At 61.0% G+C, this 24,436-nt stretch carries 22 protein-coding genes and 2 pseudogenes; 14 read left to right on the top strand and 10 right to left on the bottom strand.

Going from position 1 to position 24,436, the window contains the following annotated elements:
- The first annotated feature begins 90 nt into the window (after positions 1-90).
- From NBG89_RS13995 to NBG89_RS13970, 6 genes are all read left to right on the top strand, one after another.
- Positions 91-843, top strand: a complete 753-nt coding sequence (locus NBG89_RS13995; protein WP_088692114.1) for an N-acyl amino acid synthase FeeM domain-containing protein — start codon at positions 91-93, stop codon at positions 841-843.
- A 179-nt stretch (positions 844-1,022) separates the two neighbouring features.
- Positions 1,023-1,247: an aa3-type cytochrome c oxidase subunit IV gene (locus NBG89_RS13990; RefSeq protein ID WP_018856578.1), complete on the top strand. Its 225-nt coding sequence runs from the start codon at positions 1,023-1,025 to the stop codon at positions 1,245-1,247.
- A gap of 98 nt (positions 1,248-1,345) precedes the next feature.
- Positions 1,346-2,494, top strand: coding sequence for a Re/Si-specific NAD(P)(+) transhydrogenase subunit alpha (locus tag NBG89_RS13985; protein WP_431320450.1), 1,149 nt, complete (start codon positions 1,346-1,348; stop codon positions 2,492-2,494).
- Positions 2,494-2,892 (top strand): proton-translocating transhydrogenase family protein, encoded by a 399-nt coding sequence (locus tag NBG89_RS13980; RefSeq protein WP_028746746.1) that lies wholly within the window; start codon positions 2,494-2,496, stop codon positions 2,890-2,892. Before NBG89_RS13985 ends, NBG89_RS13980 begins: the two co-directional genes overlap by 1 nt.
- 7 nt (positions 2,893-2,899) lie before the next feature.
- The gene (locus NBG89_RS13975; protein ID WP_431320449.1) at positions 2,900-4,294 is read left to right on the top strand and encodes an NAD(P)(+) transhydrogenase (Re/Si-specific) subunit beta; all 1,395 of its coding nucleotides are present in this window, start codon (positions 2,900-2,902) and stop codon (positions 4,292-4,294) included.
- An 81-nt stretch (positions 4,295-4,375) separates the two neighbouring features.
- Positions 4,376-4,999 (top strand): LysE family translocator, encoded by a 624-nt coding sequence (locus NBG89_RS13970; protein ID WP_431320448.1) that lies wholly within the window; start codon positions 4,376-4,378, stop codon positions 4,997-4,999.
- A 49-nt stretch (positions 5,000-5,048) separates the two neighbouring features.
- Here NBG89_RS13970 and NBG89_RS13965 read toward each other — a convergent pair whose 3' ends face one another.
- From NBG89_RS13965 to rpsU (NBG89_RS13945), 5 genes and pseudogenes are all read right to left on the bottom strand, one after another.
- Positions 5,049-5,531, bottom strand: coding sequence for a DUF992 domain-containing protein (locus NBG89_RS13965; protein ID WP_431320447.1), 483 nt, complete (start codon positions 5,529-5,531; stop codon positions 5,049-5,051).
- Between the two features lie 56 nt (positions 5,532-5,587).
- Positions 5,588-7,246 carry a sensor histidine kinase gene (locus tag NBG89_RS13960; RefSeq protein ID WP_431320446.1) on the bottom strand — a complete coding sequence of 553 codons (1,659 nt, stop codon included), beginning with the start codon at positions 7,244-7,246 and terminating at the stop codon, positions 5,588-5,590.
- Between the two features lie 222 nt (positions 7,247-7,468).
- Positions 7,469-8,531 (bottom strand): annotated as a pseudogene (locus tag NBG89_RS13955) (NAD(P)/FAD-dependent oxidoreductase).
- Positions 8,532-8,555: 24 nt separating this feature from the next.
- Positions 8,556-9,419 carry a tetratricopeptide repeat protein gene (locus NBG89_RS13950; RefSeq protein ID WP_088692106.1) on the bottom strand — a complete coding sequence of 288 codons (864 nt, stop codon included), beginning with the start codon at positions 9,417-9,419 and terminating at the stop codon, positions 8,556-8,558.
- A 135-nt stretch (positions 9,420-9,554) separates the two neighbouring features.
- Positions 9,555-9,767: a 30S ribosomal protein S21 gene (gene rpsU / locus NBG89_RS13945; protein WP_003585885.1), complete on the bottom strand. Its 213-nt coding sequence runs from the start codon at positions 9,765-9,767 to the stop codon at positions 9,555-9,557.
- A gap of 444 nt (positions 9,768-10,211) precedes the next feature.
- On the opposite strand from rpsU (NBG89_RS13945), the gene NBG89_RS13940 reads away from it, so the two are divergent.
- From NBG89_RS13940 to NBG89_RS13930, 3 genes and pseudogenes are all read left to right on the top strand, one after another.
- Positions 10,212-10,421 carry a cold-shock protein gene (locus NBG89_RS13940; RefSeq protein ID WP_431320445.1) on the top strand — a complete coding sequence of 70 codons (210 nt, stop codon included), beginning with the start codon at positions 10,212-10,214 and terminating at the stop codon, positions 10,419-10,421.
- Between the two features lie 189 nt (positions 10,422-10,610).
- Positions 10,611-10,848: pseudogene (rpsU, locus tag NBG89_RS13935) on the top strand (30S ribosomal protein S21).
- Between the two features lie 39 nt (positions 10,849-10,887).
- Entirely contained in the window at positions 10,888-11,112 is a 225-nt protein-coding gene (locus tag NBG89_RS13930) for a hypothetical protein (RefSeq protein WP_431320444.1), read from the top strand.
- 101 nt (positions 11,113-11,213) lie between these two features.
- Here NBG89_RS13930 and NBG89_RS13925 read toward each other — a convergent pair whose 3' ends face one another.
- Entirely contained in the window at positions 11,214-12,650 is a 1,437-nt protein-coding gene (locus NBG89_RS13925; RefSeq protein WP_431320443.1) for a DUF1254 domain-containing protein, read from the bottom strand.
- Positions 12,651-13,078: 428 nt separating this feature from the next.
- Here NBG89_RS13925 and NBG89_RS13920 point away from each other — a divergent pair, with 428 nt between their 5' ends.
- The 5 genes from NBG89_RS13920 (at position 13,079) to NBG89_RS13900 (ending at position 18,761) form a co-directional block, all read left to right on the top strand.
- Positions 13,079-14,332 (top strand): sarcosine oxidase subunit beta family protein, encoded by a 1,254-nt coding sequence (locus NBG89_RS13920; RefSeq protein WP_037133489.1) that lies wholly within the window; start codon positions 13,079-13,081, stop codon positions 14,330-14,332.
- Positions 14,333-14,344: 12 nt separating this feature from the next.
- On the top strand, positions 14,345-14,686 hold the full coding sequence (locus tag NBG89_RS13915) for a sarcosine oxidase subunit delta (protein ID WP_431320442.1): 342 nt from the start codon (positions 14,345-14,347) through the stop codon (positions 14,684-14,686).
- Positions 14,683-17,676, top strand: a complete 2,994-nt coding sequence (locus NBG89_RS13910) for a sarcosine oxidase subunit alpha (RefSeq protein ID WP_431320441.1) — start codon at positions 14,683-14,685, stop codon at positions 17,674-17,676. The genes NBG89_RS13915 and NBG89_RS13910 overlap by 4 nt, the downstream gene beginning before the upstream one ends.
- Entirely contained in the window at positions 17,669-18,217 is a 549-nt protein-coding gene (locus NBG89_RS13905) for a sarcosine oxidase subunit gamma (protein ID WP_431320440.1), read from the top strand. Before NBG89_RS13910 ends, NBG89_RS13905 begins: the two co-directional genes overlap by 8 nt.
- A gap of 148 nt (positions 18,218-18,365) precedes the next feature.
- Positions 18,366-18,761 (top strand): VOC family protein, encoded by a 396-nt coding sequence (locus NBG89_RS13900; protein ID WP_431322694.1) that lies wholly within the window; start codon positions 18,366-18,368, stop codon positions 18,759-18,761.
- Between the two features lie 42 nt (positions 18,762-18,803).
- Here NBG89_RS13900 and NBG89_RS13895 read toward each other — a convergent pair whose 3' ends face one another.
- The 4 genes from NBG89_RS13895 to glgA form a co-directional block, all read right to left on the bottom strand.
- Positions 18,804-19,289, bottom strand: a complete 486-nt coding sequence (locus NBG89_RS13895) for a MaoC family dehydratase (protein ID WP_431320439.1) — start codon at positions 19,287-19,289, stop codon at positions 18,804-18,806.
- Between the two features lie 87 nt (positions 19,290-19,376).
- Positions 19,377-21,344: a glycogen debranching protein GlgX gene (gene glgX, locus NBG89_RS13890; RefSeq protein WP_431320438.1), complete on the bottom strand. Its 1,968-nt coding sequence runs from the start codon at positions 21,342-21,344 to the stop codon at positions 19,377-19,379.
- Between the two features lie 10 nt (positions 21,345-21,354).
- The gene (locus tag NBG89_RS13885; protein ID WP_088692096.1) at positions 21,355-22,986 is read right to left on the bottom strand and encodes an alpha-D-glucose phosphate-specific phosphoglucomutase; all 1,632 of its coding nucleotides are present in this window, start codon (positions 22,984-22,986) and stop codon (positions 21,355-21,357) included.
- A gap of 6 nt (positions 22,987-22,992) precedes the next feature.
- A complete protein-coding gene (glgA, locus tag NBG89_RS13880; protein WP_431320437.1) occupies positions 22,993-24,435 on the bottom strand; it encodes a glycogen synthase GlgA in 1,443 nt (480 codons plus the stop codon).
- Position 24,436 lies beyond the last annotated feature (1 nt).

Genomic DNA, 24,436 nt, shown 5'->3' with positions numbered 1-24,436 from the left:
ATTCAAATATAACGCAATTTCTCGTCTCGTTCTTGCCCTTGCGCCGGTTCCGTATGATTAATGTTTCGTTAACAGGCGAACCGAGTAACTATGGCAGACAACCCTTTAAAGACGAGTGATTTCAGCAGCAAACTCCTCGAAATAATGAACCACGTCGAATACCGCCGTGTCGAAAGCGGCGAGGATATGGAAGAGGTGGAGCGCCTGCGCTACAAGGCCTACAAGGCTCGCGAAGTGCTTCCGGTCGCTGCCAAAAGCATGATCGACGAGGCCGACTTCGACAGTCAGGCTTATGTTTTCGGACTGTACTATTATGAACAGCTCGTCAGCACGATCCGCATCCATCACGTAACGCCGGACCATCGTGTCTCACAATCGGGCGGTATTTTTCCTGTCGAAATGGACGCATTTCTGGATGCCGGACTGAGCCTGATCGATCCGGCGCGGTTCGCCGCTGATCCGGAACTTAGCACGGAAATGCCGTGGATCCCTTACCTGACGCTGCGTCCGAACATCGTCGCCGCCGCGCATTTTCGCGCGGACCGTGTGATGCAACACGTGCGCCCTGCGCATGCGGCTTTCTATAAGCGCGTCTTCTACGCCGATACCGTCGTCGCAAGCCGGATGACGGAGACCTATGGTTTCGACCTGACACTGATGGCGACCAATGTCATCGAGGTCGGACGAAAGCTCCTGACGCGGTATCCCTTCTTTATCTCCAGCGCCAGCGAACAGCGCATGATGTTCTCGCGCACGCCCAATGACACGCTGCCGCCGCTGACCATCATCCCGACGGCGCGTTTCATGGCTGAAGGCGATCTCGGAACCGATCTTCCGCTGTAAGCCGATGCGCTTGAATTGGCTGAGAATGCCGCCCGCCTGCGGCATTCTCATGCATTGCGCTTTATCGAAGCTTTGTGTAATCCCTCTGCAGGGAAATTTCCTCGCGGTAGCGAGGGAATCACGGCAGTCGGCCGGCCGCATTGCTTTATTGGCCGGGAAGTTTGAGGGAGACGATATTCATGGCTGAGCATCACACCGGACCTGCTGAGGTCGGCGCGCCAATGGACTACAAGGAACACGAGCAGACCTACCTTATGTTCCTTGCTGCGGCTAAGTACGGCACGCTGTTTCTTGTCGCTCTCCTGCTTGGCATGACCGCTGGCTTCTTCACCGGTGCCGGTTTCCTTGGCGGCCTCGTCGTCCTGCTGATCGTCTTTATCGCGGGCCTCGTCCTGCTGCGCTGAGCGCGGCGTCGGGAACGCGGCTTTCCAAAGCTTTGGCTGAATGTGCGGGCTGAGCAGGGGGACCTGCGGCAGACTGGCTGACCCGGAGGAGGGGGCGGTTGGGCAACGTTGTTTTTGTCGCGAAAGAAACCACGGGGGATGAGACGCGCGTCGCGGCGTCTGTCGAAACCGTAAAGAAAATGGTCGGTCTAGGCCTCGAGGTCGTCGTCGAGGCTGGTGCAGGGACCAAGTCAAAAATTCCCGATGTGGAATTCGAGGCTGTCGGTGCGCGGATCGGTTTGATTGGCGCTGCCGCGACCGCCGACGTGGTCCTGAAGGTGCGCCGCCCGACGGACGAAGAGATTGGCGGCTACAAGAGCGGCGCGATCGTCATTGCGGTTATGGACCCCTACGGCAATGACGAAGCGATTGCCTCTATGGCCAAGGCCGGGCTTTCCAGCTTCGCCATGGAGTTGATGCCGCGCATCACCCGCGCGCAGTCGATGGACGTTCTTTCCTCGCAGGCAAATCTGGCAGGCTATCAGGCGGTGATCGAGGCAGCGGCGGTGTATGACCGCGCCATGCCGATGATGATGACAGCGGCTGGCACCGTTCCGGCTGCCAAGGTCTTCATCATGGGCGCCGGTGTTGCCGGGCTGCAGGCGATTGCTACGGCCCGCCGTCTCGGCGCTGCGGTGTCGGCGACCGACGTTCGCCCGGCAGCCAAGGAGCAGGTCGCCTCGCTCGGCGCAAAGTTCATCGCCGTCGAGGACGAAGAATTCAAGGCGGCCGAGACCGCCGGCGGCTACGCCAAGGAGATGTCCAAGGAATACCAGGCGAAGCAGGCGGCGCTTGTGGCCGATCACATCGCCAAGCAGGACATCGTCATCACCACCGCCCTGATCCCGGGGCGTCCGGCACCGAAGCTTGTTTCGCGTGAGATGCTGAAGTCGATGAAGCCGGGCGCGGTTGCCGTTGATCTCGCGGTCGAGCGCGGCGGCAATATCGAAGGCGTCAAGCCAGGCAAGGTCGCTGACGTCGACGGCGTGCGCGTCATCGGCTTTTCCAACATGGCCGGCAGGATTTCCGCCAGTGCCTCCCAGCTCTATGCCAAGAACCTCGTCACCTTCCTTGAGACCATGGTCAACAAGGAAACGAAGACGATCGCCCTCAATCTCGAGGACGAACTGATCAAGGCGACGATGCTGACGCATGCGGGCAATGTCGTGCATCCGGCATTCGGCGGCGTGAAGAAGGGGGATAACTGATGGCCAGTGAAGCAATGGACAAGGCGCTGGATCAGCTGAACCAGGCCATGAATGCCGTGGCGGCCGCTGCCGCCCATGCGCCCGAGGCGGCCAGCGCCGCAACCGGCGGCGCGATCGATCCCTTCGTGTTCCAGTTCGCGATCTTCGTGCTGGCGATCTTCGTCGGATACTACGTCGTCTGGTCGGTGACGCCGGCCTTGCACACGCCGCTGATGGCCGTCACCAACGCCATCTCCTCGGTCATCGTCGTCGGCGCGCTTCTGGCCGTCGGCATTTCGACGAGTGGTCTTGCGACCGGCTTCGGCTTCATCGCCCTGGTCCTCGTCTCCGTGAACATCTTCGGCGGCTTCCTTGTCACCCAGCGCATGCTGGCGATGTACAAGAAGAAGGACAAGTGAGGACCGCATGACCAGTATCGCAGCCTTCCTCTATCTTGTTTCCGGCGTCCTCTTCATCCTGGCATTGCGCGGGCTTTCCCATCCGGCCAGCAGCCGCAAGGGCAACCTTTACGGCATGGTCGGCATGGGGATCGCCATTCTCACCACGCTGACCCTGGCAACGCCATCCTTCGGCGGCCTTGTGCTGATCATCCTCGGCCTCGCGATCGGCGGCGGGGCGGGGGCCTATGTCGCCCGCGTGATCCCGATGACCTCGATGCCGCAGCTGGTTGCCGGGTTCCACTCGCTGGTAGGCCTCGCGGCCGTGCTGGTGGCGGCGTCTGCGCTCTATACGCCGTCTTCCTTCGGCATCGGCAATATCGGTGAGATCCACACCGAGGCGCGGATCGAAATGGCGCTCGGCGTTGCCATCGGCGCGCTGACCTTCACCGGCTCGATCATCGCCTTCCTGAAGCTCGACGGGCGCATGTCCGGCAAGCCGATCATGCTGCCGTTCCGGCACCTGATCAACATCGCCCTCCTGGCGCTGATCGTACTCTTCATCATCGGGCTGGCTGCAACGGAAAGCCATTTCGACTTCTGGGCGGTCGTCGCCCTGTCGCTGGCGCTCGGCGTGCTCTTGATCGTGCCGATCGGCGGGGCCGACATGCCTGTCGTCGTGTCGATGCTGAACTCCTATTCGGGCTGGGCGGCCGCCGGTATCGGCTTCACGCTCGGCAATCTGGCGCTGATCATCACCGGCGCGCTGGTTGGTTCATCCGGTGCGATCCTGTCCTACATCATGTGCAAGGGCATGAACCGCTCGTTTATCTCGGTCATTCTCGGCGGCTTCGGCGGTGAGACGGCTGTGGGCGGCACGGACAATTCCGACAAGACGGTCAAGCTCGGCTCGGCAGAAGATGCCGCCTATCTGATGGCGAACGCCTCCAAGGTCATCATCGTGCCCGGCTACGGGATGGCGGTGGCGCAGGCACAGCATGCGCTGCGCGAAATGGCCGACAATCTGAAAAAGAACGGCGTCGAAGTGAAATACGCGATCCATCCGGTCGCCGGTCGCATGCCGGGCCATATGAACGTGCTGCTGGCGGAAGCGAATGTGCCTTACGACGAGGTTTTCGAGCTTGAGGACATCAACTCGGAATTCGCGCAGGCTGACGTTGCCTATGTCATCGGCGCCAACGACGTCACCAACCCGGCGGCGCGCGATGACAAGACCTCGCCGATCTACGGCATGCCGATCCTCGATGTCGACAAGGCCAAAACCTGCCTGTTCGTCAAACGCTCGCTCGGATCGGGTTATGCCGGCATCGACAATACGCTGTTCTACAAGGATGGCACGATGATGCTGCTCGGCGATGCCAAGAAGGTGACCGAGGAAATCAACAAGGCGATCGGTCACTGAGGCGTCGCCACGCGGCTTGATCTCGATTAAACTGTAAGGGCGCGGGCTTGGCCCGCGCCCTTTGTTTTGCACGGTGATGTCATGTCCCTCGAAACGCTGCTCCTCTTCGTTCCCGCCTGTTTTGCGCTGAACATGGCGTTTGGTCCGAACAACTTGCTCTCGGTGACGATCGGCGCGCGAGCCGGAATGGGTATGGCGATTGCAGCCTCCGCCGGTCGCATCGTCGCCTTTGCCATCATGATCGCTATTACGGCCTTTGGTCTCGGCGCCCTGTTGATGGCGTCAGGAGTAGCCTTCTCGATCGTGAAATGGCTGGGTGTTGCCTATCTCCTCTGGATCGGTTTCAAGCTGATCCGCGCGAAGGTTGATGTATCCGATCTGGCGGCTGCTCATCACCCTTCAACATTCAGGGCGTATTTGCGGCAGGAGTTCCTTGTCGCCTCGAGCAATCCCAAGGCGATCCTGATTTTTACGGCGTTCTTGCCGCAGTTCGTTGAACCCAATGCCTATTGGCAGAGTTTCTTCACGCTTGGAGCAATCTTTCTGGTCCTGGAAGTTCTGGCGATCGCCATCTATGCCTTTGTCGGTTCACGACTGCGCGGCGTCATGCGTAATGCCTGGGCGGTTCGCCTGGTCAATCGTATCAGTGGTTCGATGATGATGCTGTTCGGTGGCGCTTTGGCGCTGACGCACCGCTCCACCTGACTTGCAAGGAGAGAGGCAGAGCCTCTCTCCTCGTCGGCGCGACCTGTGATCAGGTGGCTGCCGGCGCCAGCGTCAGTTTCTCCACGCCGACCGCGAGGTTCAGGCCTTCCTGAGCCTGGACGTTCAGTGGCTGGAGCATGAAGGATTGGTTCGTGCCACCGGCAATGACCTTGGCACCAGCACCAGCGCCAAAGCTCGCATCGGCACCTATGCCGTAGTACTCACCGGCCAACGCATATTCAGCAATGTTGGTTCCAGTCTTGGCAAGGACCTGCCAGATCATCACAGTTTTGCCGGTCTGGCCGACATCCAATCCGAATTTCTGGATCGTTCCGGCATAGACGACCTTCGGGCCACCTTCGGCCGGCGTATAGGTGCAAAGCAGGTTCTTCTGCGAGGTAACAATCAGTCCTTGCCCGCCCTGCGATCCGCAGACGAGCTGACCGAGCGTGATGTAGTTTGCGGCACTTGCCGGGTTGGCGATGGCGGCGACTGCGGCAGCCGCCGCGGCAATCATCGTTTCCCTTAACATGGTCTTCTCCTTTCGAGTAGCCTGTCGGAAACGAAGGTTCAGCGTGATTTGTTCCCCTATGTGCGCTCGAGGGTGCGGCGAGGGGCCGTCAACGCCCAGTAGAAGCCTTCCGGTCGGAAGTCGATTTCAACGCTACCGCCAAAGGCTGCGGCGGCATGGTTCTTGATGATCGTCGTGCCGAAGCCCGAGCCCTCCGGAGCCTGAGGGGATGGGCCGTCGCGTTCTTCCCACGTGAAGCGAACGTAGGGTTCGTTGCGTTCCTCGTGCTGAACATTCCGCCAGCTCAGCAGAACACGACCTTGCGGCACGGAGAGGGCACCATATTTCACCGAATTGGTAGCCAGTTCATGCAGGATGAGGCCGAGGTTCTGCACCACGTCGGGTTTTAGGATGAAGTCCTTGCCCGATATCTCGGCCTGTTCCGTCGCCTGCGGAAAGCTCTGGAAGTGAATATCAATGACGCGGCGCAGCGATGCGCCTGCCCATTGTTCGCTGGTAAGGAGGTCGATCGAGCGCGAGAGGCCGTCGAGGCGATCGGCAACGGCCGCCTGGTAGGCGGGCACGCTTTCGGCGCCCTTGGCGACCTGTCGCATCATGGCCTGCACCAGGGCCAGCAGGTTCTTGGTGCGGTGAACAAGTTCGTTCATGACGAAGTGCAGGCGGTCTTCGGTCTGGCTTCGGTCGAAGGAGGCATTGGAGAGTGCAACCGCGACCTGGTTGGCTTCGATGACGCTGGTCTCGACCGGCGCAACGATATGACCCTCGCCCATGCGATTGGCCATGTCGGCGATCGAGCGGATCGTCAGGCGGACCTGGCGCGCGACAACATAGGCCGCGAGAACTGCGAGAAGCATCAGCGCTACACCGCCGATGGCGAGAAAGCGCCATGTCGTCAGGATGGAAGATTGCGCCGTAGCGACCGGCCCCCATATCACGGCTTTCCACGACCAGCCGGGAATCTGCGCGTAACCCAGCATCGCCTTCGGCAGTATCTGCTTGTTCTCGTATACGCCGCTGGATTCAAACAGCGAGGGCAGAATGCGGGTGTCGAAGGGTTCGCCATAGCCGATGCTTGTCGCCCCGGCCGAAGCAACCACGTGGCCGTTCTGATCGATGACTGCTGCGGACCAGCCACTCGGCAGACCTTCCGTGGTGACAAGTCGTGCCAGATCCCTGGCGTTCTGGGTAATGATCAGCGCCCTGACCTTGCCCACCTGCAGTGGCATGGTGACGTTATAGACGAACTCACCGCTCGTCTTCCCCATGAAGACATCCGAGGCTTCGATTCGTCCTGACTTGACGGCTGCGTCGATGGCCGCAAGGTTCCCAGCGATACCCAAAGGCTCGCCGTAATCACGCCGGGTGTTCAGGAGCTGCTGGCCGCGCTCGTCTACCGCGATCACATAGAGCGTGTTTGCTCTCAGGGCCGTCTCGGTGCGCGCGTAGAAGGAAGCGAAGTCGTTGCTCTCCAATTCCGGTGAGGTCGAGAGCAACCTTAAAGTTGTAGCCATATCCTGCAGCTGGCGATCGATGGAGCGGGCGAGAGCAGTGGCATCCTGGGCCGTTTCACGCCTCAGAATCGAGCGCTGGTTGTCCTCCAGCTGTGCCAGCAGAAGTGCCACGAGGGCGAAAATCGGCAAGGCCGTCGCAACTGCCATCGCGATCAGGTAGGTCCCGATCGATGCCTTCGGAAAGAAGCGGAAGCGGCTTTTCATGAGCCTATACTTCGCTGAGTTATGCAGCCGAAACCATCGGCGCGCCCGCCGTTTACAGGCATGAAAGCAAAATACTGGACCACCGCAATTGCCCTCAACGCGCCCCCAAACCCTGCGATAGCCTGCTATCGAAACCACTACATGTTAGGGATAGGTGCTGCTGCTTGCAACACACTAAAACATGTCGCCCGGCAATACGCAAATTTTTGTCAGGCTGTCATCTCAACCGAATCTGGCGAGGCGGAAGGCGGCCAAAGAGGAGTCTGCATCGCCGGTCAGAATCTCGTTAGACGCGAGTAGACCGACGAGCGGCGCCAGCGTTATTCCAGAGTGCATCACGGCTATATAGAGGCCGTCCTGGCCACAGCCGCCGATAACAGGAAAGCCGTCCTTGGGCGTCGGACGGTAGCCGACAGTGAAGAAATCCATGCTCAACCGGCTGCCGTCCGTCAGGCTCTCCTTCACCTTCGCAAAGAGTGCCGCGGCGGTCGCGTGCTGGTCGGCGCCGGGATCGGTGCCGCCGAAATCGGAGCCAGCAATGATGCGGCCATCAGTCGTCTGGCGCATATGGAGGTCAGTTGCCATTACGAGGCCGTTCAGCCGCTTCTCGAATGGACGCGAGTGGACGATCAGCCCGGGAGGCGCCTCCAGGGGAAGTGTGACGCCGACGGAGGCAGCGAGGGGAACACTGCCGGCGCCAGTCGCCAGGACAACATGATCGGCACCGACAATACCGGCCGATGACACCACCCCGGAAATTCGTTCGCCGCTGCGAATAAATCCATCGACGGCAGCGTTGACGAACTTTGCTCCTCTGGCCTCGGCGTCAGCAAGCAGCAGCCGCGCCGCCGCCACCGGCTCGACCGCACCTTCTTCCGCGACGAGGAGCGCAGATTCGGGCAGCTGTTTCAGGTAAGGCTCCCGCGCGGCAATCGCGGCGCGATCCAGCCGTTCGATGCCATAACCCCACGACGCATGCTCGACGGCAAACGCCTCTAGCCGATCGGGCGGCATCCCAGCAGATGCCGCCACACCAGGAGAGCGGCAAGCCTGGAAGCTCGCGGGCCAAGCGCTTCCATTCGGCCATGGAGCGGTGGCGAAAGTGAAAGTAGAATTCCGGGTTGCCCCAACTCGCGTTGATCCAGGCAAAAGAAGTGGGTGTGGCGACGCCGCCGATGTCCTCGGCAATCACGGTGACGGCGGCGCCGTCACGTGTCAGGTGCCAGGCGATCGAGGCACCGACAATGCCGGAGCCGACGACGACCACATGCTGTCTGGCTGCCATCGTCGGTCTCCTGCCTGTAAAGCCTTAGCCGGTGGTCGATGCGCCCACGCGGGCGAGGCCGTCCTTCGCCGGCTGGTACTTCGGATCGAGACCGATCGCGTGACGGTAGGAGCGGGCTGCCTTGTCCTTTTCGCCGCGGCGCTCATACACCAGAGCCTGGTTGGCCCAGGATTCGGCGACATTGCCGTTGAGTTCGATCGCGTGATTGAAGTCGGCAAATGCGTTGTCGTCATCGTTCAGCGCGATATAGGAGATGCCGCGACCGTTATAGGGTTCCGGCGCGTTCGGCGAGAGCGAGATCGCCTTCGAGAAGTCGTCGATCGCCTTATCCTGCTGATTGCGCTTCTGATAGAGCAGGCCGCGATTGTGATAGGCGCGGCCATCGGTCGTGCCGTTCTGGATCGCCTTGTTGAAATCGTTGAAGGCCGCATCGTCCTGGCCGGCGGTGCGGTAGACGTTGCCGCGGCCGATCAGCGCCACGTCGTAATTCGGGTTGATCTGCAGCGCGGTGCTGTAGTCCTGAATCGCCTGCTGCTGCTGGCCCATGTTGCGGTAGACCAGCGCGCGGTTAGCGTAGGCCTGGTAGAAGCGCGGGTTGATCTGCAGCGCCGTATTGAAGTCATTCAACGCCTGGCGGAAATCGCCGCCGCGGCCATAGGCGGAGCCGCGAACGTTGTAGCCCTCCGGATCCTTCGGATTGGCGTTGATCACAGAGGTCAGCGAGGCAATGTTTTCCTGCGAACCCTGCGCCTTGTCGATGCGGATGACGGCATCGGTCGTGTTGCTTGTCGTGCAGCCAGCAAGGCCTAGCGCGGTGACGATAGCGAAAACCGGCAGAACAGCGATTTTCGGCGAACGCAGAGAGCGGGTCTTGGTGATGTCAGCCATGCGGGCTCGTTTTCCCCCAGTGCAGCCGCTCCGTTCAGGGACGGGCAAGCTTCAGCAACAAATTAAAAAGGCGGTGGCGAATAGATCGCCCCCGCCAACATGCATCTGAAAACGTCGAAATAACGACAGCTACGCTTAGCGTGCGACCAGACCTTCGCGCTGTGCCCGCTTGCGAGCCAGCTTGCGAACACGACGAACGGCTTCGGCCTTTTCGCGAGCGCGCTTCTGCGATGGCTTTTCGTAGTAGTCGCGCATCTTCATTTCGCGGAAAATACCTTCGCGCTGCATCTTCTTCTTGAGAGCGCGGAGAGCCTGATCGACATTGTTATCGCGGACAAGTACCTGCACGAGAATCACGTTCCTTTGGTTTGGTTGATGCCTGCGTCGGCAAGGCGCCAGAGGCAAAAAATATACAGTTCGCGCGGCCAGAGCCTTGCGATTGAGGATGCGGATAGCAGAATGGCAGGGGGAAGTCCATATGTCCTCGCGGTTCTTGCCGCAAAAAACCGTGTCTTGTCTCAATCTGATCGTCTTTCAAGGGCGAACACGGCCCCTTTCCCGTCTGGCTGGCCGCCTGAAGAACGCTGGTGGGAGGCATTGGGGCAGCCAGCCCAACGCAATGAGCGGCTTCCTTGCCTTGTCTATTCCTCACTTCGCGTTATCTGTAGCAAATCAACCTTTGGTTGTGCTCTTTGTCAAAGAGCTCGAAGCTCCTTCAGATTTCCTCTCAAGATCGATCTTTAGCCCTGTGAATAGACGCATGGCAGTAACGACCATTGAAAGGAGATCGTTATGAATTCAGGTACCGTTAAGTGGTTCAACAGCACCAAGGGCTTCGGCTTCATCCAGCCGGATGACGGCAGCACGGATGTTTTCGTTCACATTTCGGCTGTTGAGCGTTCTGGTTTGGGCAATTTGTCCGATGGCCAGAAGATCACCTACGATCTCGTTCGCGACAAGAAGTCTGGCAAGAATGCCGCGGACAATCTCCGCGCCGCTTAATTCTCGTTCGGCGCGGCTGACTACGAATGTACTGGCAGCCAAGTGCCTTATGGCAAAGGCCGGGCGTAACCCCGGCCTTTTATGCTTTTGATGGTCAATACAGTGGTGGCACGAGTGACTGGATACGCTGTCGGCGACAGTCCAGGCTGACCAAAATGGCAATGAGTTCGCCTCAAGAAAGGAAAGAATTTGCAGGTTCTCGTTCGAGATAACAATGTCGACCAGGCGCTCCGCGTCCTGAAGAAGAAGATGCAGCGCGAAGGTCTCTTCCGCGAGTTCAAGGCGCGCACCGCTTGCGAAAAGCCGTCCGAGAAGCGCGCCCGCGAAAAGGCCGAAGCCGTTCGCCGCCAGCGCAAGCTCGCGCGTAAGACTTCAGCGTGAAGGTCTCCTTCCGGCCCCGAAGAAGGCGGTTCGTCCCGCCCGCTGAACTGCCATCGGGCAGTTTCCATCGAGATTGAGAGAGCAGATGACTTCAAAAGACGATCTCTTCGATACGGCAAAGCTCTCCCCGCGGGATAAGGCGGCTGCTATCGATACGACAGCGAGAGCAATTATCACGGCAGAAGCCGAGGCTGGCGAGAAGAAGACGGAAAAACTCCGGGCACTGCACTTGCAGCAGGAAGCCGAAGCACCGACCGCCGCTCCTGCCAAGAAGCGGCGGACGGCGCCCAAGTCGGCTTCGTCCTCCTAAAACCTCGCGCCAGTCCGCGGGGCTTGTGCTTGATGGAATCGGCCAGCTTCTCAGCCTAGTGAGCATATCGACGTGGATCGCTCTAGGCAGGCGTAGAAGCGCTACTGTGCCGTCACCTGCTGAAGAGCGGGCACGAGTTCGACGACGGGCGGGTTCCATTTTCCTGTCAAGGCTTCGCTTTCCGGCCCATACAGGCGCATGGTCAGGTTGAACGGCCCTGCGGGCGCCGGCAGCCAGTTTGCTTCCTTTGCATCGCCCGGGCTCTTGTTCTGGAAATAGAGATCAAGCGACCCGTCGGCGTTGTAGACGAAGGGCATCCAGCTGCTGACGGCAAAGCGGTTGAGGCTGTTGCCGACCTGGAATCCCTCCGGATCGTAAAGCGTGACGGACCAGAACGCCTTGACCGGCGGTAGGTTCGCCTTGTCGAAGTGAAGCTTATAGCTGTTCGTTCCGTTCAGCGGGTTTCCCTTCTCGTCGCCGAGGTTGAGCGGATAGATCGCGTCCTCGGGCAGGTTGGCCCCAAGGCCAAGCTGCGCGACAATCGCCCGCTTCAGATAGTAATTGCCGTAGACGCCCATCGTGTCGGTGTTCATCGACCAGTTGTTGGCCACGCGCGCAAGCGTCGGGATTTTCCACTCCATCAGCTTCTGGGCTTCGGCCGGAACATCCTTCAAAGCAGCGGCGATTTCAGGGCTTACCTTGCTCTTGTCGAAGCTCTTGCCGGGTTCCATTCCGATCCGCTTCATCCGGCTTATGATCGGCTGGTCGGTGGCGTGCGGCGGATTGGCCTTCAGCAGTTCCGCCGCATAGGCAAAGAAGTCCTCTGCCGCCATCCCGTCTACCGTCTTCTTTGGCGGCGTTTTCATGTCGATGTCAGGATTGATAGTGACCTTGACCGGTTCGGCCGTCTTGCCCCATTGCGACAGTGGCGTGACTGTGTAGCCAGCCTGGATCTTGTGAACGGCGTCGTAATCGGGCGGCCCATCCGTTTTCGTGCGTCCGATGACCCAGACATAGGGTGTCGGCGCGTCGATCCTTTGGGTTCCGGCGGGCAGGTCCTTGCCCGTCCAGCCGGGGGGCACAACCGCAAAATCGGCTTTCGCGGTTCCCGTCGTGCGCCAGCCCGGCGAGGCGAACACATCGGACCACATGTCCAGCATCGGCAGCAGATAGTAGCGCCCGTTCGTGTCGGGAGCCGAGACGATCATCGGTTCCTTGGTCATATCAAGCCAGGCGACGGAGTAGAGCGTGTCGAAGTTCGGCCGGACGACATCCCTGTAGTCTGCGGTCGGAAACTCCGGAACGTTGGTGAACATGTTGGCCGGTCCTCGTCCCATCGTCTTGCCGGCCTCGACGTTCGTTGCCTGTTCACGGGTCAGATTCATGGTGACCAGCGGATAAAGGTAAAGATAGGCCTCGACGCCGATCGCCGCCGCTTCCTCCTTGGTCATGGTGTCATCGGCAGCGGCGACGGGGCTGGTAAGACAAGCCCCCGATAAAAGCAGACCAACCGTGAAGGTGATGAAATGCGATTGCATGACGAATCCTCCCTGAGGCCAGACAGCGAGCATCATGCCGTGTCGGCCTGTTTTCTTTTGATGTCAGGTCGCACGCGGGCTTTTGCCACGCGTGTCGAAATTTGGATTATGAATGCTCCCGTTGCTGCAGACGCGAAACCCTCAACGCGCAAAGACGCCTGTGCAGCGCAAGAACTATGCGCTCAAAAATTGTAAGTGCAAATACTCTAAAATAATAAGGATGGTGAGGTTGTAGGCCATCGTGGGGGCCGCCCCGGCTTGGCTGTGGGTGGGGCTTGGCTTCGAACAGAATGGTCAACCTTGTTCATTCTTACCGAGTGTCAAAACAAAAGCCGGTCCACGTCGCAAAAGAAACGTTGTGCCGCATTTGGATTTGCGATTTGTATGCCGACGAGAAGGGACCTTTCCCTTGAAGGAGATGAAGGCGGATGCGCAGATATTCGGTTTTTGCCGTGGCACGAGAGGCTCTGAGGGGCCATAAGGGCTGGGAGAAGCAATGGACTTCGCCGGAGCCGCGCGCCGAATACGACGTCATCATCATCGGTGGCGGCGGACATGGCCTGGGCGCTGCCTATTATCTCGCCAAGGAGCATGGCATTACCAATGTCGCGGTGCTCGAAAAGGGCTGGCTCGGCGGCGGCAATACCGGCCGCAACACGACCATCATCCGCTCGAACTATCTCTATGAAGAGAGCATGCACATCTACGAGCATTCGATGAAGCTCTGGGAGAACCTCTCGCAGGATCTCAACTACAATGTCATGTACTCGCCGCGCGGCGTGATGATGCTGTCGCATAATGTGCACGATCAGCAGTCCTTCAAGCGCCACATCCATGCCAACCGCCTCTACGGCATCGACAACGAATGGCTGACGCCGGAGCAGGCGAAAGCTTATTGTCCGCCGCTCGATATCTCCGCCAGCGCCCGCTATCCGATCAACGGCGCGGCACTGCAGCGTCGCGGCGGCACGGCGCGTCACGACGCGGTTGCCTGGGGTTACGCCCGTGCTGCGTCGGATCGCGGTGTCCACATCATCCAGAACTGCGAAGTGACCGGCATCCGCCGCGGCCCGGACGGGCGTGTCACCGGTGTCGAGACGTCCCGCGGCTTCATCGGCGCCAAGAAGGTCGGCGTTTCGGCGGCCGGCCACACGACCACCGTCATGAAGATGGCCGATGTGCGCGTGCCGCTGCAATCGAGCCCACTGCAGGCGCTGGTATCCGAGCCTCTGAAGCCGATCTTCCCCTGCGTGGTCATGTCGAACACGGTGCATGCCTATATCTCGCAGTCCGACAAGGGCGAGTTGGTCATCGGCGCCGGCACCGACCAGTACAATTCCTACAGCCAGACCGGCGGCCTGCAGATCATCACGCATACGCTCGATGCCATCTGCGAGCTCTTCCCGATGTTCCGCCGGGTCAAGATGATGCGCCAGTGGGGCGGTATCGTCGACAACACGCCGGACCGTTCGGCGATTCAGTCGAAGACGCCGGTTCCGGGGCTCTACGTCAATTGCGGCTGGGGCACCGGCGGCTTCAAGGCGACGCCGGGCTCGGCCAATCTCTTCGCGCACCTCATCGCCCGCGATGAGGCGCACAAGTTCAATGCCGGCCTGACGCTGGACCGCTTCCGCACCGGCCGTCTGATCGACGAAGCCGCCGCTGCCGCCGTCGCGCACTGACACGAGGACACCATGCTTCTTATCTACTGCCCATACTGTCAGGAAGAGCGCTCCGAGCTCGAATTCCGTGGTGCCGGCGATGCCCACATCGCCCGCCCGACCAATATCGCGGCGATCTCCGACGAGGCGTTCGAGGAATATTTCTTCCTGCGCGACAACCCGAAGGGGCTGATTTTCGAACGCTGGCGCCACCAGCACGGATGCGGCCGCTTCTTTAACGCGGCGCGCGACACGATCAGCGACAAGTTCGTCATGACGTACAAGGCAGGCGAGCCGAAGCCCACGATCGGCGAGGCCGCCGTTCCGCATGCTCCCGTCGAGACCTACGAACAGCTCGAAGGAGAGGCACAATGAGCGGCACGAACCGTATTGCAGGCAAGGGCCGCCTGACGCCGGCCAGAACCGCGCGCTTCACCTTCGACGGCAAGAGCTATACGGCGCTCGAGGGCGACACCGTCGCCTCGGCGCTGATCGCCAACAACATCCATCTGGTCGGCCGCTCGTTTAAATATCACCGCCCACGTGGCATCCTGTCGGCCGGTGCCGAGGAGCCGAACGCGCTGATCGACGTGGCGCGCGACAGCGCCCGCAAGCAGCCGAACGTGCGTGCCACGGTGCAGGAAGTCTTCGACGGCATGATCGTCGAATCGCAGAACCGCTTTCCGTCGCTCTCCTTCGATATCGGCGGCATCAACAACCTGATGTCGCCCTTCTTTGCCGCAGGCTTTTACTACAAGACGTTCATGTGGCCGAAGGCGGCCTGGAAGCATGTTTACGAGCCAATGATCCGTCGGGCGGCCGGCCTCGGCGTCGCGCCGAAGGAAGCCGATCCGGACCACTATGCTGGCCGCTACGCGCATTGCGACGTGCTGGTCGTTGGTGCCGGCGTTGCCGGTCTTTCAGCCGCACTTGCCGCAGCGCAATCCGGCGCCAAGGTCATCCTCTGCGACGAGCAGGCCGATGTCGGTGGCGCGCTGCGCTATGACAGCGGCGTGAAGATCGACGGCCTCGACGGCTACGAGTGGGCGCAGAAAACGGCTGCCACGCTGAAGGCGATGAAGAACGTGCAGGTTCTCACCCGCACCACTGCTTTCGGCTACTACAATCACAACTTCGTCGGTCTCGCCGAGCGCGTGACCGACCATGTCGCAAACCCGAGCCGTCACCTGCCGCGCGAGCGTCTCTGGCAGCTGCGCGCCAAGCGCGTCATTCTCGCCAATGGCGCGATCGAACGTCATATGGTGTTCCCGAACAACGACCGTCCGGGCATCATGCTGGCGTCGGCCGCGCGCATGTATCTTAACCAGTACGGCGTTGCCGTCGGCCAGAAGGTCGGCGTCTACACGGCGCATGACTCGGCTTACGAGGCGGCCTTCGACCTGAAGCGATCAGGTGTCGAGATCGCCGCAATCATCGATTGCCGGCAGACGCCGGGTGCGGCGGTTCTGGCGGAAGCCCGTTCGCTCGGCATCGACGTTCTCGCCGGTCAGTCCGTGGTCAACACTGCTGGCAAGCTGCGCATCTCGTCGATGACGGTTGCCCGCAACGGCGGTGGCTCGCCGCGCAAGATCGCCGTCGATGCGCTGCTGGTCTCGGCCGGCTGGACGCCATCGGTGCACCTGTTCTCGCAGTCGCGCGGCAAGGTGGCCTTCGAGCCGGAAACGCAGCGCTTCCTGCCCGGGACCTATGCGCAGGATTGCCTTTCCGTCGGCGCCTGCAACGGCACGGACGATCTGCAGCAGACGATCGAGGAATCGCTGGCGGCAGGCGAGCTGATGGCGCAGGCAGCAGGCAAACCATCCGGCGGCAAGATCAGTATCTCGGCAGAGCAGGCGCATCAGTGGACCGGCGGCATGATCGGCGCCGCCGAGGGTGCGGGTCCGGAGACCAGCGCCAAGGCGTTCATCGATTTCCAGCACGACGTCTGCGCCAAGGATATCCGCCTTGCGGTTCGCGAAGGCATGCACTCGATCGAGCACATCAAGCGCTTCACGACGAACGGCATGGCGTCCGACCAGGGCAAGCTCTCCAACATGCACGGCCTGGCGATCGCCGCCGAAATGCTCGGTAAGGAGATCCCGCAGGTCGGCCTCACCACCTTCCGCGCGCCCTATACGCCTGTTACCTATGGCACGCTGATCGCGCACTCGCGTGGCGATCTGTTCGATCCGGCCCGCAAGACGCCGTTGCACCAGTGGGAACAAGCCCATGGCGCGGTCTTCGAGGACGTCGGCAACTGGAAGCGTGCCTGGTTCTATCCGCGCGCCGGCGAGACGATGCATCAGGCGGTCGCCCGCGAATGCAAGACGGCGCGCGATGTCGCCGGCGTATTCGACGCCTCGACGCTCGGCAAGATCGAAGTCGTCGGCCCCGATGCCGCCGCGTTCATGAACCTGATGTACACCAACGCCTGGGATACGCTTAAGCCCGGCAAGTGCCGCTACGGCATCATGACCCGCGAGGACGGCTTCGTTTATGACGACGGCGTCGTCGGGCGCCTGGCCGACGATCGCTTCCACGTGACGACGACGACAGGCGGTGCGCCGCGCGTTCTCCACCACATGGAAGACTATCTGCAAACCGAATTCCCGCATCTCAAGGTGTGGCTGACCTCGGTGACGGAGCAATGGGCTGTCATCGCGGTACAGGGTCCGAAGGCGCGTCAGATCATCGCGCCGCTGGTCGAGGGTGTCGATATCTCCAACGAAGCCTTCCCGCATATGAGCGTTGCCGAGTGCACGGTCATGGGCGTTCCGGCGCGCCTCTTCCGCGTGTCGTTCACGGGTGAAGTCGGCTTCGAAATCAACGTGCCGGCCGATTACGGCCAGTCGGTGCTGGAGGCGGTCTGGGCCAACGCAGCGCCGCTCGGCGCCTGTGTCTACGGCACCGAGACGATGCACGTTCTTCGCGCCGAGAAGGGCTATATCATCGTCGGTCAGGACACGGATGGCACCGTGACGCCCGATGACGCCGGCCTCAATTGGGCGGTGTCGAAGAAGAAGACTGACTTCGTCGGTATTCGCGGGCTGAAGCGCCCGGATCTGGTGAAGGAAGGCCGCAAGCAGCTTGTCGGTCTCGTCACCAAGGATCCGAACCTCGTACTCGAAGAGGGCGCGCAGATCGTCGCCAACCCGAACGAGCCGAAGCCGATGACGATGCTCGGCCACGTCACCTCGTCCTATTGGTCGGAAAATCTTGGGCGATCGATCGCCTTCGCGTTGGTCGCCGACGGCCGCAAGCGAATGGGCGAGACGCTCTACGTGCCGATGCCCGACAAGATGATCGCCGTCGAGGTGACCGACATGGTGTTCTTTGACAAGGAAGGAGGCCGCATCAATGGCTGATACGGCAGTTCGCAAGTTGGTGCTCTCCGGTCGTCACGGCGGCTCGGCCACGGTGCGGCTGACGCCGGCACCAGCGGCGACCCGCGTGGCGCTTCGCGCACCAGGGGAGTCGCTCAAGGCTCTTTCCTCCGCGCTCGGTGTCACGATCCCGGCTTCCCCGAAGACGTCAGGCCGCAAGGGTGGCCGTGCCGCCCTCTGGCTCGGCCCGGATGAATGGCTTGTCATCGACGAGTCCGGTGCAGACCTTATGGGTGCGCTCGCGAAGTCAGGCGTGTTGCATTCGGCAACCGACGTCTCCCATCGCAACGTCGCGATCATCGTCTCCGGTCCCGGGGCCGAGGCGACGATTTCCGCGGGTTGCCCGCAGGATCTGTCGCTCGAGGTCTTTCCGGTCGGCGCCTGCTCGCGCACGCTGTTCGGAAAGGCCGAGATCGTGCTCTTCCGCACCGAGGACGATACGTTCCGCGTCGAGTGCTGGCGTTCGTTTGCCGATTTCGTTTTCGGCCTGCTGGCCGAGGGCGCGGAAGACGCGGCGCACTAAGCGCTGCCAACTTGCAATTTCCGGTCGGGGACGGTGCTCTGGTGCCGTCCCCGATCGTCTTTGCGTTGCAGGACTGCCCTCACTCATGCATCATCCACCCCAGTATGCGCTCTTTATCGGAGCGCAGTTGCAGGGCGGGGTGTCTTTGATGATGCTGCATCACGTTTCCATTGTCGTCACTGATCTCGACCGTTCGGTCGCCTTCTATCGTGACGTCTTCGGCCTCGAACGGATCGCGCGGCCGCCGTTCAGCTCCGTTGGAGCGTGGTTCGCCTGCGGCGCACTGCAGATCCACATGATCGTCAACCCGGCCGGGACCTTCCGGCGTGCGGCGACCATCGACACAACCGACGGGCATTTCGCGTTCCGTACCGATGATTTCGAGGGATGCATCCGGGGGCTGATTGCGAAGGGTTTTCGAGAGGATGCGCCGGAGGGCGATCCCTGGCGGCTGCGTCTCAGGCGCGACGGGCCGGCGGGATTTCCGCAAGCCTATCTCATCGATCCCGATCGCAACATCGTTGAAATCAACGGTGCGCCATAGCGATGCGTTAGACGCCGCCCACCAAAGCCAGGAGCATAAGGTCTAGGCGTCGTCAGGCCGATCCTTGGGGTCGAACTGGATGATGGTGATCCAGCGGGCGGTGAGGGCCGGCTTCTTCTCGTTCTCGATCTCGATCGAGACGTCATAGGTTGTCATCAGCATGCCGGCGCCGCGAAAGCGCGCTTCGGCGAGGACAAAGTGGCCGCGGATGCGCGCCCCCGATTTGACCGGCGACAGGAAGCGGACGTTCTCGAAGCCGTAGTTTATGCCCATCGTCTGCTCGCGCACTTTGGGCAGGCCGTTGTAGTTCATGGCCGAAAGCAGCGACAAGGTAAGGAAGCCATGGGCGATGGTGCCGCCGAATGGACTGCTGGCAGCGCGCTCGGGATCGACGTGGATGAACTGATGATCGTTGGTTGCATGCGCAAACGCATCGATCATCGCCTGATCGACGACAATCCAGTCCGAGAGGCCGGTTTCAGTGCCGACCAGCCCTTGCACATCCGCGAGCGAAATTTCCTTGGCCATTGATTCCCCATGAGAAAGCGGCTCCGCAAGCCTTACAATGGGATTGTGACGATTGCGACAAGGAATTGCAGGCGGGAGCCCGTCGGATCAACTTTCGAGATAGAAAGCAACCGAGCGGCGCGGCACGATGGCGGAAGTTGCGGATTTCTTCGGCGCATCGGGGACGAGAAGCCGCCACAAAGACGGTCCAGGTAATGTGAAGATCTCCTCGCCGCCCGAGCGATTGAAGAGAACCGCCAGCCGCGTGGCCTTGTTGGTTTGGCCATCGCGCGTCGAAAGCAGCATTCCGAGCGTGGAAAAGTTCGGCGTCTCCCAGTCCTGTACGCTCATCGGCTGGCCGGAAGGCGATATCCATTCGACGTCGCCGTTACCGTTGAGGAAGTCCATCTCGGAGAAGACGGAGAAGCGTTTGCGCAGGCTGGAGACGAAGGCCGTATGGGCGACAAGTTCATCATCGAGCACTGCCCAGTCGACCCAGGTGATCTCATTGTCCTGGCAATAGGCATTGTTGTTGCCGCGTTGGGTGCGGCCAGCCTCGTCGCCTGCTGTCAGCATGATGCTGCCGCGGGTGGCAAAGAGCGTCGAGAGCAGCGCCTTCAGGTCGTCGCGGCGCCGGCGGATGATGTCGGGGTAGCGGGTTTCGCCTTCGATGCCATTGTTCCACGAGTGATTCTCGTTGTGACCGTCGCGGTTTTCTTCCCCGTTCGCCTCGTTGTGCTTGCCGCGGTAGGAGACGAGATCGTTCAGCGTGAATCCATCATGGGCAGCGAGGAAGTTGACGCTGCGCGTCGCCTTTCCGCCATTGCGGCCAAAGATATCGGAGGATCCCGCAAGCGCAGTCGCCAATGGTCCTGTTTTCCAGTCATCGCCGCGCCAGTAGCACCTGACGTCGTCGCGCACGCGGTCGTTCCATTCGAGGAAGGGGGCCGGGAAATTGCCGAGCTGATAGCCGCCGGGGCCGATGTCCCAGGGTTCGGCGATCATCACACGATCGGCCAACACGTCATCGGCAAGCATCGCGGTCAGCGTTTCCCCATGTGCTTCGAAGCCGTTTGCGGTGCGGCCAATGACAGGGGCGAGGTCGAAACGAAAGCCGTCGATCCCGGCGCCGAGCACGAAATGTCGGAGGCTGTCGATGATCAGCTGCCTGACATAGGGGTGATCGCAGGCGACGGTGTTGCCCGTTCCGGTATCATTGACCAGTTCGCCTGGCCGGCCCGGGAGATGGCGAAAGAAGGAGAGGTTGTCGAGGCCACGCAGCGACAGCGTCGTGCCGAAGCGATCGCTTTCGCCGGTGTGGTTGAAGACGAGATCGAGGATGACAGCAATGCCTTCGGCGTGGAGCTTTGTTACCGCCTCTCGCAACTCCGCCATGCCGCCAGGCACGAGTCGCGGGTCAAGCGCCATGAAGGCGACGGGGTTGTAACCCCAACCGTTACTGAGGCCTAGCGGCGGCAGATGGCGTTCATCGATCCAGGCGGTGATCGGCATGAGTTCGACGGCATCGACGCCGATGCGCTTGAGATGGGCAATCACGGAGGGATGCGCCAGAGCCGCGACCGTGCCGCGCTGGGCTTCGGGAATATCCGGATTCAGGATGGTAAAGGGTCGGACAGCGACCTCGTAGATGAAGCCGCCGGGCTTGAAGAGTGGCTTTGCCGGCTTCACGCTGATGTCGCGGGTGACAATCGCCTTGGGCACGAGATGCTGCGTCTCGGCGCCAAAAGTGCCGAGAAGGGGATCGTAGTGGAACGGGCGATCAAGCTCCTTAGCGTACGGATCGACCAGCAGTTTCGATGGGTCGAACCAAAGACCGCTGTCGGGCGCAAAAACGCCATCGGCGCGGTAGCCATACCGCGCGCCTTCCTTCAATCCGTCGACGAAGAGGCGATGCGCATGGTCATCGCCCCGCTCCATCGGCAGGCGGGCCAGTTCCTTGTCATCGTCGCCGAACAGACACAATTCGATCTGTCCGGCATTATGCGACCAGACGGCGAAATCAACGCCGGTCTCGAAGATGGTTGCTCCGCCTTGCCCGGATTTGCTCGCCGCCATGCCGTTCCGGTCAGGTAATCACGGAAGGAGCATCACGGCCTGTGCGGCTGCGGATATCCGCGATGGTCTCGGCGGCAGCGATAATATCGGCGAGCGCTTGCTGTGTCTCGATATTGTGGCGGGTCGAATCCGGCTCGTACCGCTCCAGATAGACGCGCAAGGTGGCGCCCGACGTTCCCGTTCCTGAAAGGCGGAAGACGACGCGTGAGCCGCCTTCGAACAGGATGCGAATGCCCTGATGCTCGCTGACCGACTTGTCGACCGGGTCGTGATAGGCGAAATCATCCGCCTTCTCGATCTTCAGCGGGCCGAAGGTTTGGCCCGGCAGCGAAGCAAGCTGGCTGCGCAGGTTAGCAATCAGGCCGTTTGCGGCGTCCGTATCCACGCCTTCGTAGTCGTGGCGTGAGTAGTAGTTGCGGCCGTAGGTCTGCCAGTGCTGGGTGACGATGTCCTGGACGCTCTCGCCGCGGACCGCCAGAATGTTCAGCCAGAGCAGAACCGCCCAGAGGCCGTCCTTCTCGCGCACATGGTTGGAGCCGGTGCCGGCGCTTTCCTCGCCGCAGATCGTCGCCATGCCGGCGTCAAGCAGGTTGCCGAAGAATTTCCAACCAGTCGGCGTCTCGTACATGCCAATGCCACGGCGCTCGGCGACACGATCCGCCGCACCCGAGGTCGGCATGGAGCGGGCGATGCCGGCCAGGCCGCCGGAATAGCCGGGCGCCAGGTTGGCGTTGGCAGCGAGGATCGCCAGGCTGTCGGACGGCGTCACGAAGATGTCGCGCCCGATGATAAGGTTGCGGTCGCCATCGCCGTCGGATGCCGCGCCGAAATCGGGCGCATCATCGCCCATCATCTCGTCGTAAAGTTCCTTGCAGTGAACCGGGTTCGGGTCCGGATGATGGCCGCCGAAATCGGGCAGCGGCATGAAATTGCGGACCGAGCCTGACGGGGCGCCGAGGCGGTTTTCGAAGATTTCCTTGGCATAGGGGCCGGTGACGGCGCTCATTGCATCGAAGGCGATGCGGAAGCCAAGGCTGATGAGGTTGCGGATCGCGGGAAAGTCAAACAACTCTTCCATGAGCGCTGTATAGTCTTCCACCGAATCGAGCACCGAGAGAATCATGCCGCCGGGCAGTTCGTCCTTGCCGATGCGATCGAGGTTCACGTCCGGGAAATCGGCGATCTTGTAGGTATCGATCACCTTGGTGCGCGCATAGATGGCGTCGGTAATCTTTTCCGGTGCCGGGCCGCCATTGCCGATGTTGTACTTGATGCCGAAATCTTCCGTCGGACCGCCGGGATTATGGCTGGCCGACAGAATGATGCCACCGAACGCCTTGTATTTGCGGATGATATGGGAGGCTGCCGGGGTCGACAGGATGCCGCCCTTGCCGACGATGACCTTGCCAAAGCCATTGGCGGCGGCCATCTTGATCGCCTTTTGAATGACTTCCCTGTTGTAGTAGCGTCCGTCGCCGCCGATGACGAGGCACTTGCCCTGGAACCCTTCCAATGAGTCGAAGATCGACTGGATGAAGTTCTCGGCATAGTTCGGTTGCTGGAATACCGGAACCTTCTTTCGCAGGCCAGACGTGCCGGGCTTCTGATCCTGGTAGGGCTTAGTGGATACGGATTTTATCATTTTCTCTCACTTGCCTTTGGGGGCGAGGCTTGAATAGAGGGCAGCGTAGCGCTCGGCGCTCTTTTCCCACGAGACATCCGATTTCATGCCCTGCTTTTGCAATTGGGTCCAGACTTTTTGATCGGCGTAGAGATGTAGCGCACGACGAATGGCCTGCAACAGGCCTGATGCCGTCACAGGCGAGAATTGTATCCCGGTTGCCACTTTCGCCGCAAGCGCGGCATGGTTGGCGTCGATGACCGTATCGTTCAACCCGCCGGTGCGGGCAACGATCGGCACGCATCCGTAGCGTAAGCCGTAAAGCTGCGTCAGCCCGCAGGGTTCGAAGCGCGATGGGATGATGATGGCGTCGCAGCCGGCCTGCATGAGGTGCGACATCGGCTCGTTGTAGCCGATGGAAACGCCGATCCGCCCGGGATGACGGGCGGCAGCGGCGAGCAGCGAACCTTCGAGCGCCGCGTCTCCTGACCCGAGAATCGCAAGTTTGCCGCCCATGTCGACGATCTGGTCGGCAGTGGCGGCGATGACGTCCATTCCCTTCTGCCAGGTGAGCCGGCTGATGATGCAGAAGATCGGCGCATTGTCGTTGTGCAGTCCGAAGAACTCGGCGACCGAGGTGCGGTTTTCGACACGACTTTTCAGGGTGGCGCCGTTGTAATGCGTGTGGACAACGGGATCGGTCGACGGGTTCCAGACATCCGTGTCGATGCCGTTGACGATGCCGTGCAGCGAATCGATTCGGCTTGCGATGACACCCTGGAGACCCATGCCGAACTCCGGGGTCAGGATCTCGCCGGCGTAGGATGGGCTGACGGTGGTGATGGCATGGGCGGTCTGCAGGCCGCCCTTGAGGAAGCCGATGTTGCCGTAATATTCGATGCTTTCCGTCGCGAAGGCGTGCGGCGGCAGGCGAAGGCCGGGAAAGATATCAGCGCCGAACTGCCCCTGGAACGCGATGTTGTGGATCGTCAGTACACTTGGCAATTCCGGCGTCGGGTTGTAGCGCATGTAGACTGAGGTCATCGCCGACTGCCAATCATGCGTATGCACGAGGTCCGGCCGCCAGCCCGGCATCAAGCCCGCGGCAATCTCGGCTCCGGCAAGGGAGAGTGCCGCGAAACGGCGCCAATTGTCAGGGTAGTCCCTTCCGGTCGCGTCGAGATAAGGACCGCCTGACCTGTCGTAATAGGCAGGGGCGTCGAGCACCAGCATGCTTATGCCGGCATGCTCCACTTCCAGCACCGTGGCCGGCTCGCCGAGCAGATCGTCGAATTGAAGCCTGACGACTGGATTGCGGATCGCCTTCATGACGGCCGGATAGCCGGGCATGAGTGTCTTGGTTTCGACGCCGAAACGCTTGAGGGCGATCGGTAGGGCGCCCGCCACATCGGCGAGGCCCCCTGTCTTGATAAGTGGGAAGACTTCGGACGAAACCGAAAGAACTTTCATT

It is taken from the genome of Rhizobium sp. YTU87027, from assembly GCF_050644135.1.
Classification (GTDB): domain Bacteria; phylum Pseudomonadota; class Alphaproteobacteria; order Rhizobiales; family Rhizobiaceae; genus Rhizobium.
Note: the sequence above shows the minus strand (reverse complement) of the source record. Positions and strands in the feature narration are given on the sequence as shown.

Coding starts and splice junctions, on each gene's coding strand:
- NBG89_RS13995 (WP_088692114.1), top strand. CDS start 91: ATGGCAGACAACCCTTTAAAGACGAGTGATTTCAGCAGCAAACTCCTC.
- NBG89_RS13990 (WP_018856578.1), top strand. CDS start 1,023: ATGGCTGAGCATCACACCGGACCTGCTGAGGTCGGCGCGCCAATGGAC.
- NBG89_RS13980 (WP_028746746.1), top strand. CDS start 2,494: ATGGCCAGTGAAGCAATGGACAAGGCGCTGGATCAGCTGAACCAGGCC.
- NBG89_RS13975 (WP_431320449.1), top strand. CDS start 2,900: ATGACCAGTATCGCAGCCTTCCTCTATCTTGTTTCCGGCGTCCTCTTC.
- NBG89_RS13970 (WP_431320448.1), top strand. CDS start 4,376: ATGTCCCTCGAAACGCTGCTCCTCTTCGTTCCCGCCTGTTTTGCGCTG.
- NBG89_RS13965 (WP_431320447.1), bottom strand. CDS start 5,531: ATGTTAAGGGAAACGATGATTGCCGCGGCGGCTGCCGCAGTCGCCGCC.
- NBG89_RS13960 (WP_431320446.1), bottom strand. CDS start 7,246: ATGAAAAGCCGCTTCCGCTTCTTTCCGAAGGCATCGATCGGGACCTAC.
- NBG89_RS13950 (WP_088692106.1), bottom strand. CDS start 9,419: ATGGCTGACATCACCAAGACCCGCTCTCTGCGTTCGCCGAAAATCGCT.
- NBG89_RS13940 (WP_431320445.1), top strand. CDS start 10,212: ATGAATTCAGGTACCGTTAAGTGGTTCAACAGCACCAAGGGCTTCGGC.
- NBG89_RS13930 (WP_431320444.1), top strand. CDS start 10,888: ATGACTTCAAAAGACGATCTCTTCGATACGGCAAAGCTCTCCCCGCGG.
- NBG89_RS13925 (WP_431320443.1), bottom strand. CDS start 12,650: ATGCAATCGCATTTCATCACCTTCACGGTTGGTCTGCTTTTATCGGGG.
- NBG89_RS13920 (WP_037133489.1), top strand. CDS start 13,079: ATGCGCAGATATTCGGTTTTTGCCGTGGCACGAGAGGCTCTGAGGGGC.
- NBG89_RS13915 (WP_431320442.1), top strand. CDS start 14,345: ATGCTTCTTATCTACTGCCCATACTGTCAGGAAGAGCGCTCCGAGCTC.
- NBG89_RS13910 (WP_431320441.1), top strand. CDS start 14,683: ATGAGCGGCACGAACCGTATTGCAGGCAAGGGCCGCCTGACGCCGGCC.
- NBG89_RS13905 (WP_431320440.1), top strand. CDS start 17,669: ATGGCTGATACGGCAGTTCGCAAGTTGGTGCTCTCCGGTCGTCACGGC.
- NBG89_RS13900 (WP_431322694.1), top strand. CDS start 18,366: ATGATGCTGCATCACGTTTCCATTGTCGTCACTGATCTCGACCGTTCG.
- NBG89_RS13895 (WP_431320439.1), bottom strand. CDS start 19,289: ATGGCCAAGGAAATTTCGCTCGCGGATGTGCAAGGGCTGGTCGGCACT.
- glgX (WP_431320438.1), bottom strand. CDS start 21,344: ATGGCGGCGAGCAAATCCGGGCAAGGCGGAGCAACCATCTTCGAGACC.
- NBG89_RS13885 (WP_088692096.1), bottom strand. CDS start 22,986: ATGATAAAATCCGTATCCACTAAGCCCTACCAGGATCAGAAGCCCGGC.
- glgA (WP_431320437.1), bottom strand. CDS start 24,435: ATGAAAGTTCTTTCGGTTTCGTCCGAAGTCTTCCCACTTATCAAGACA.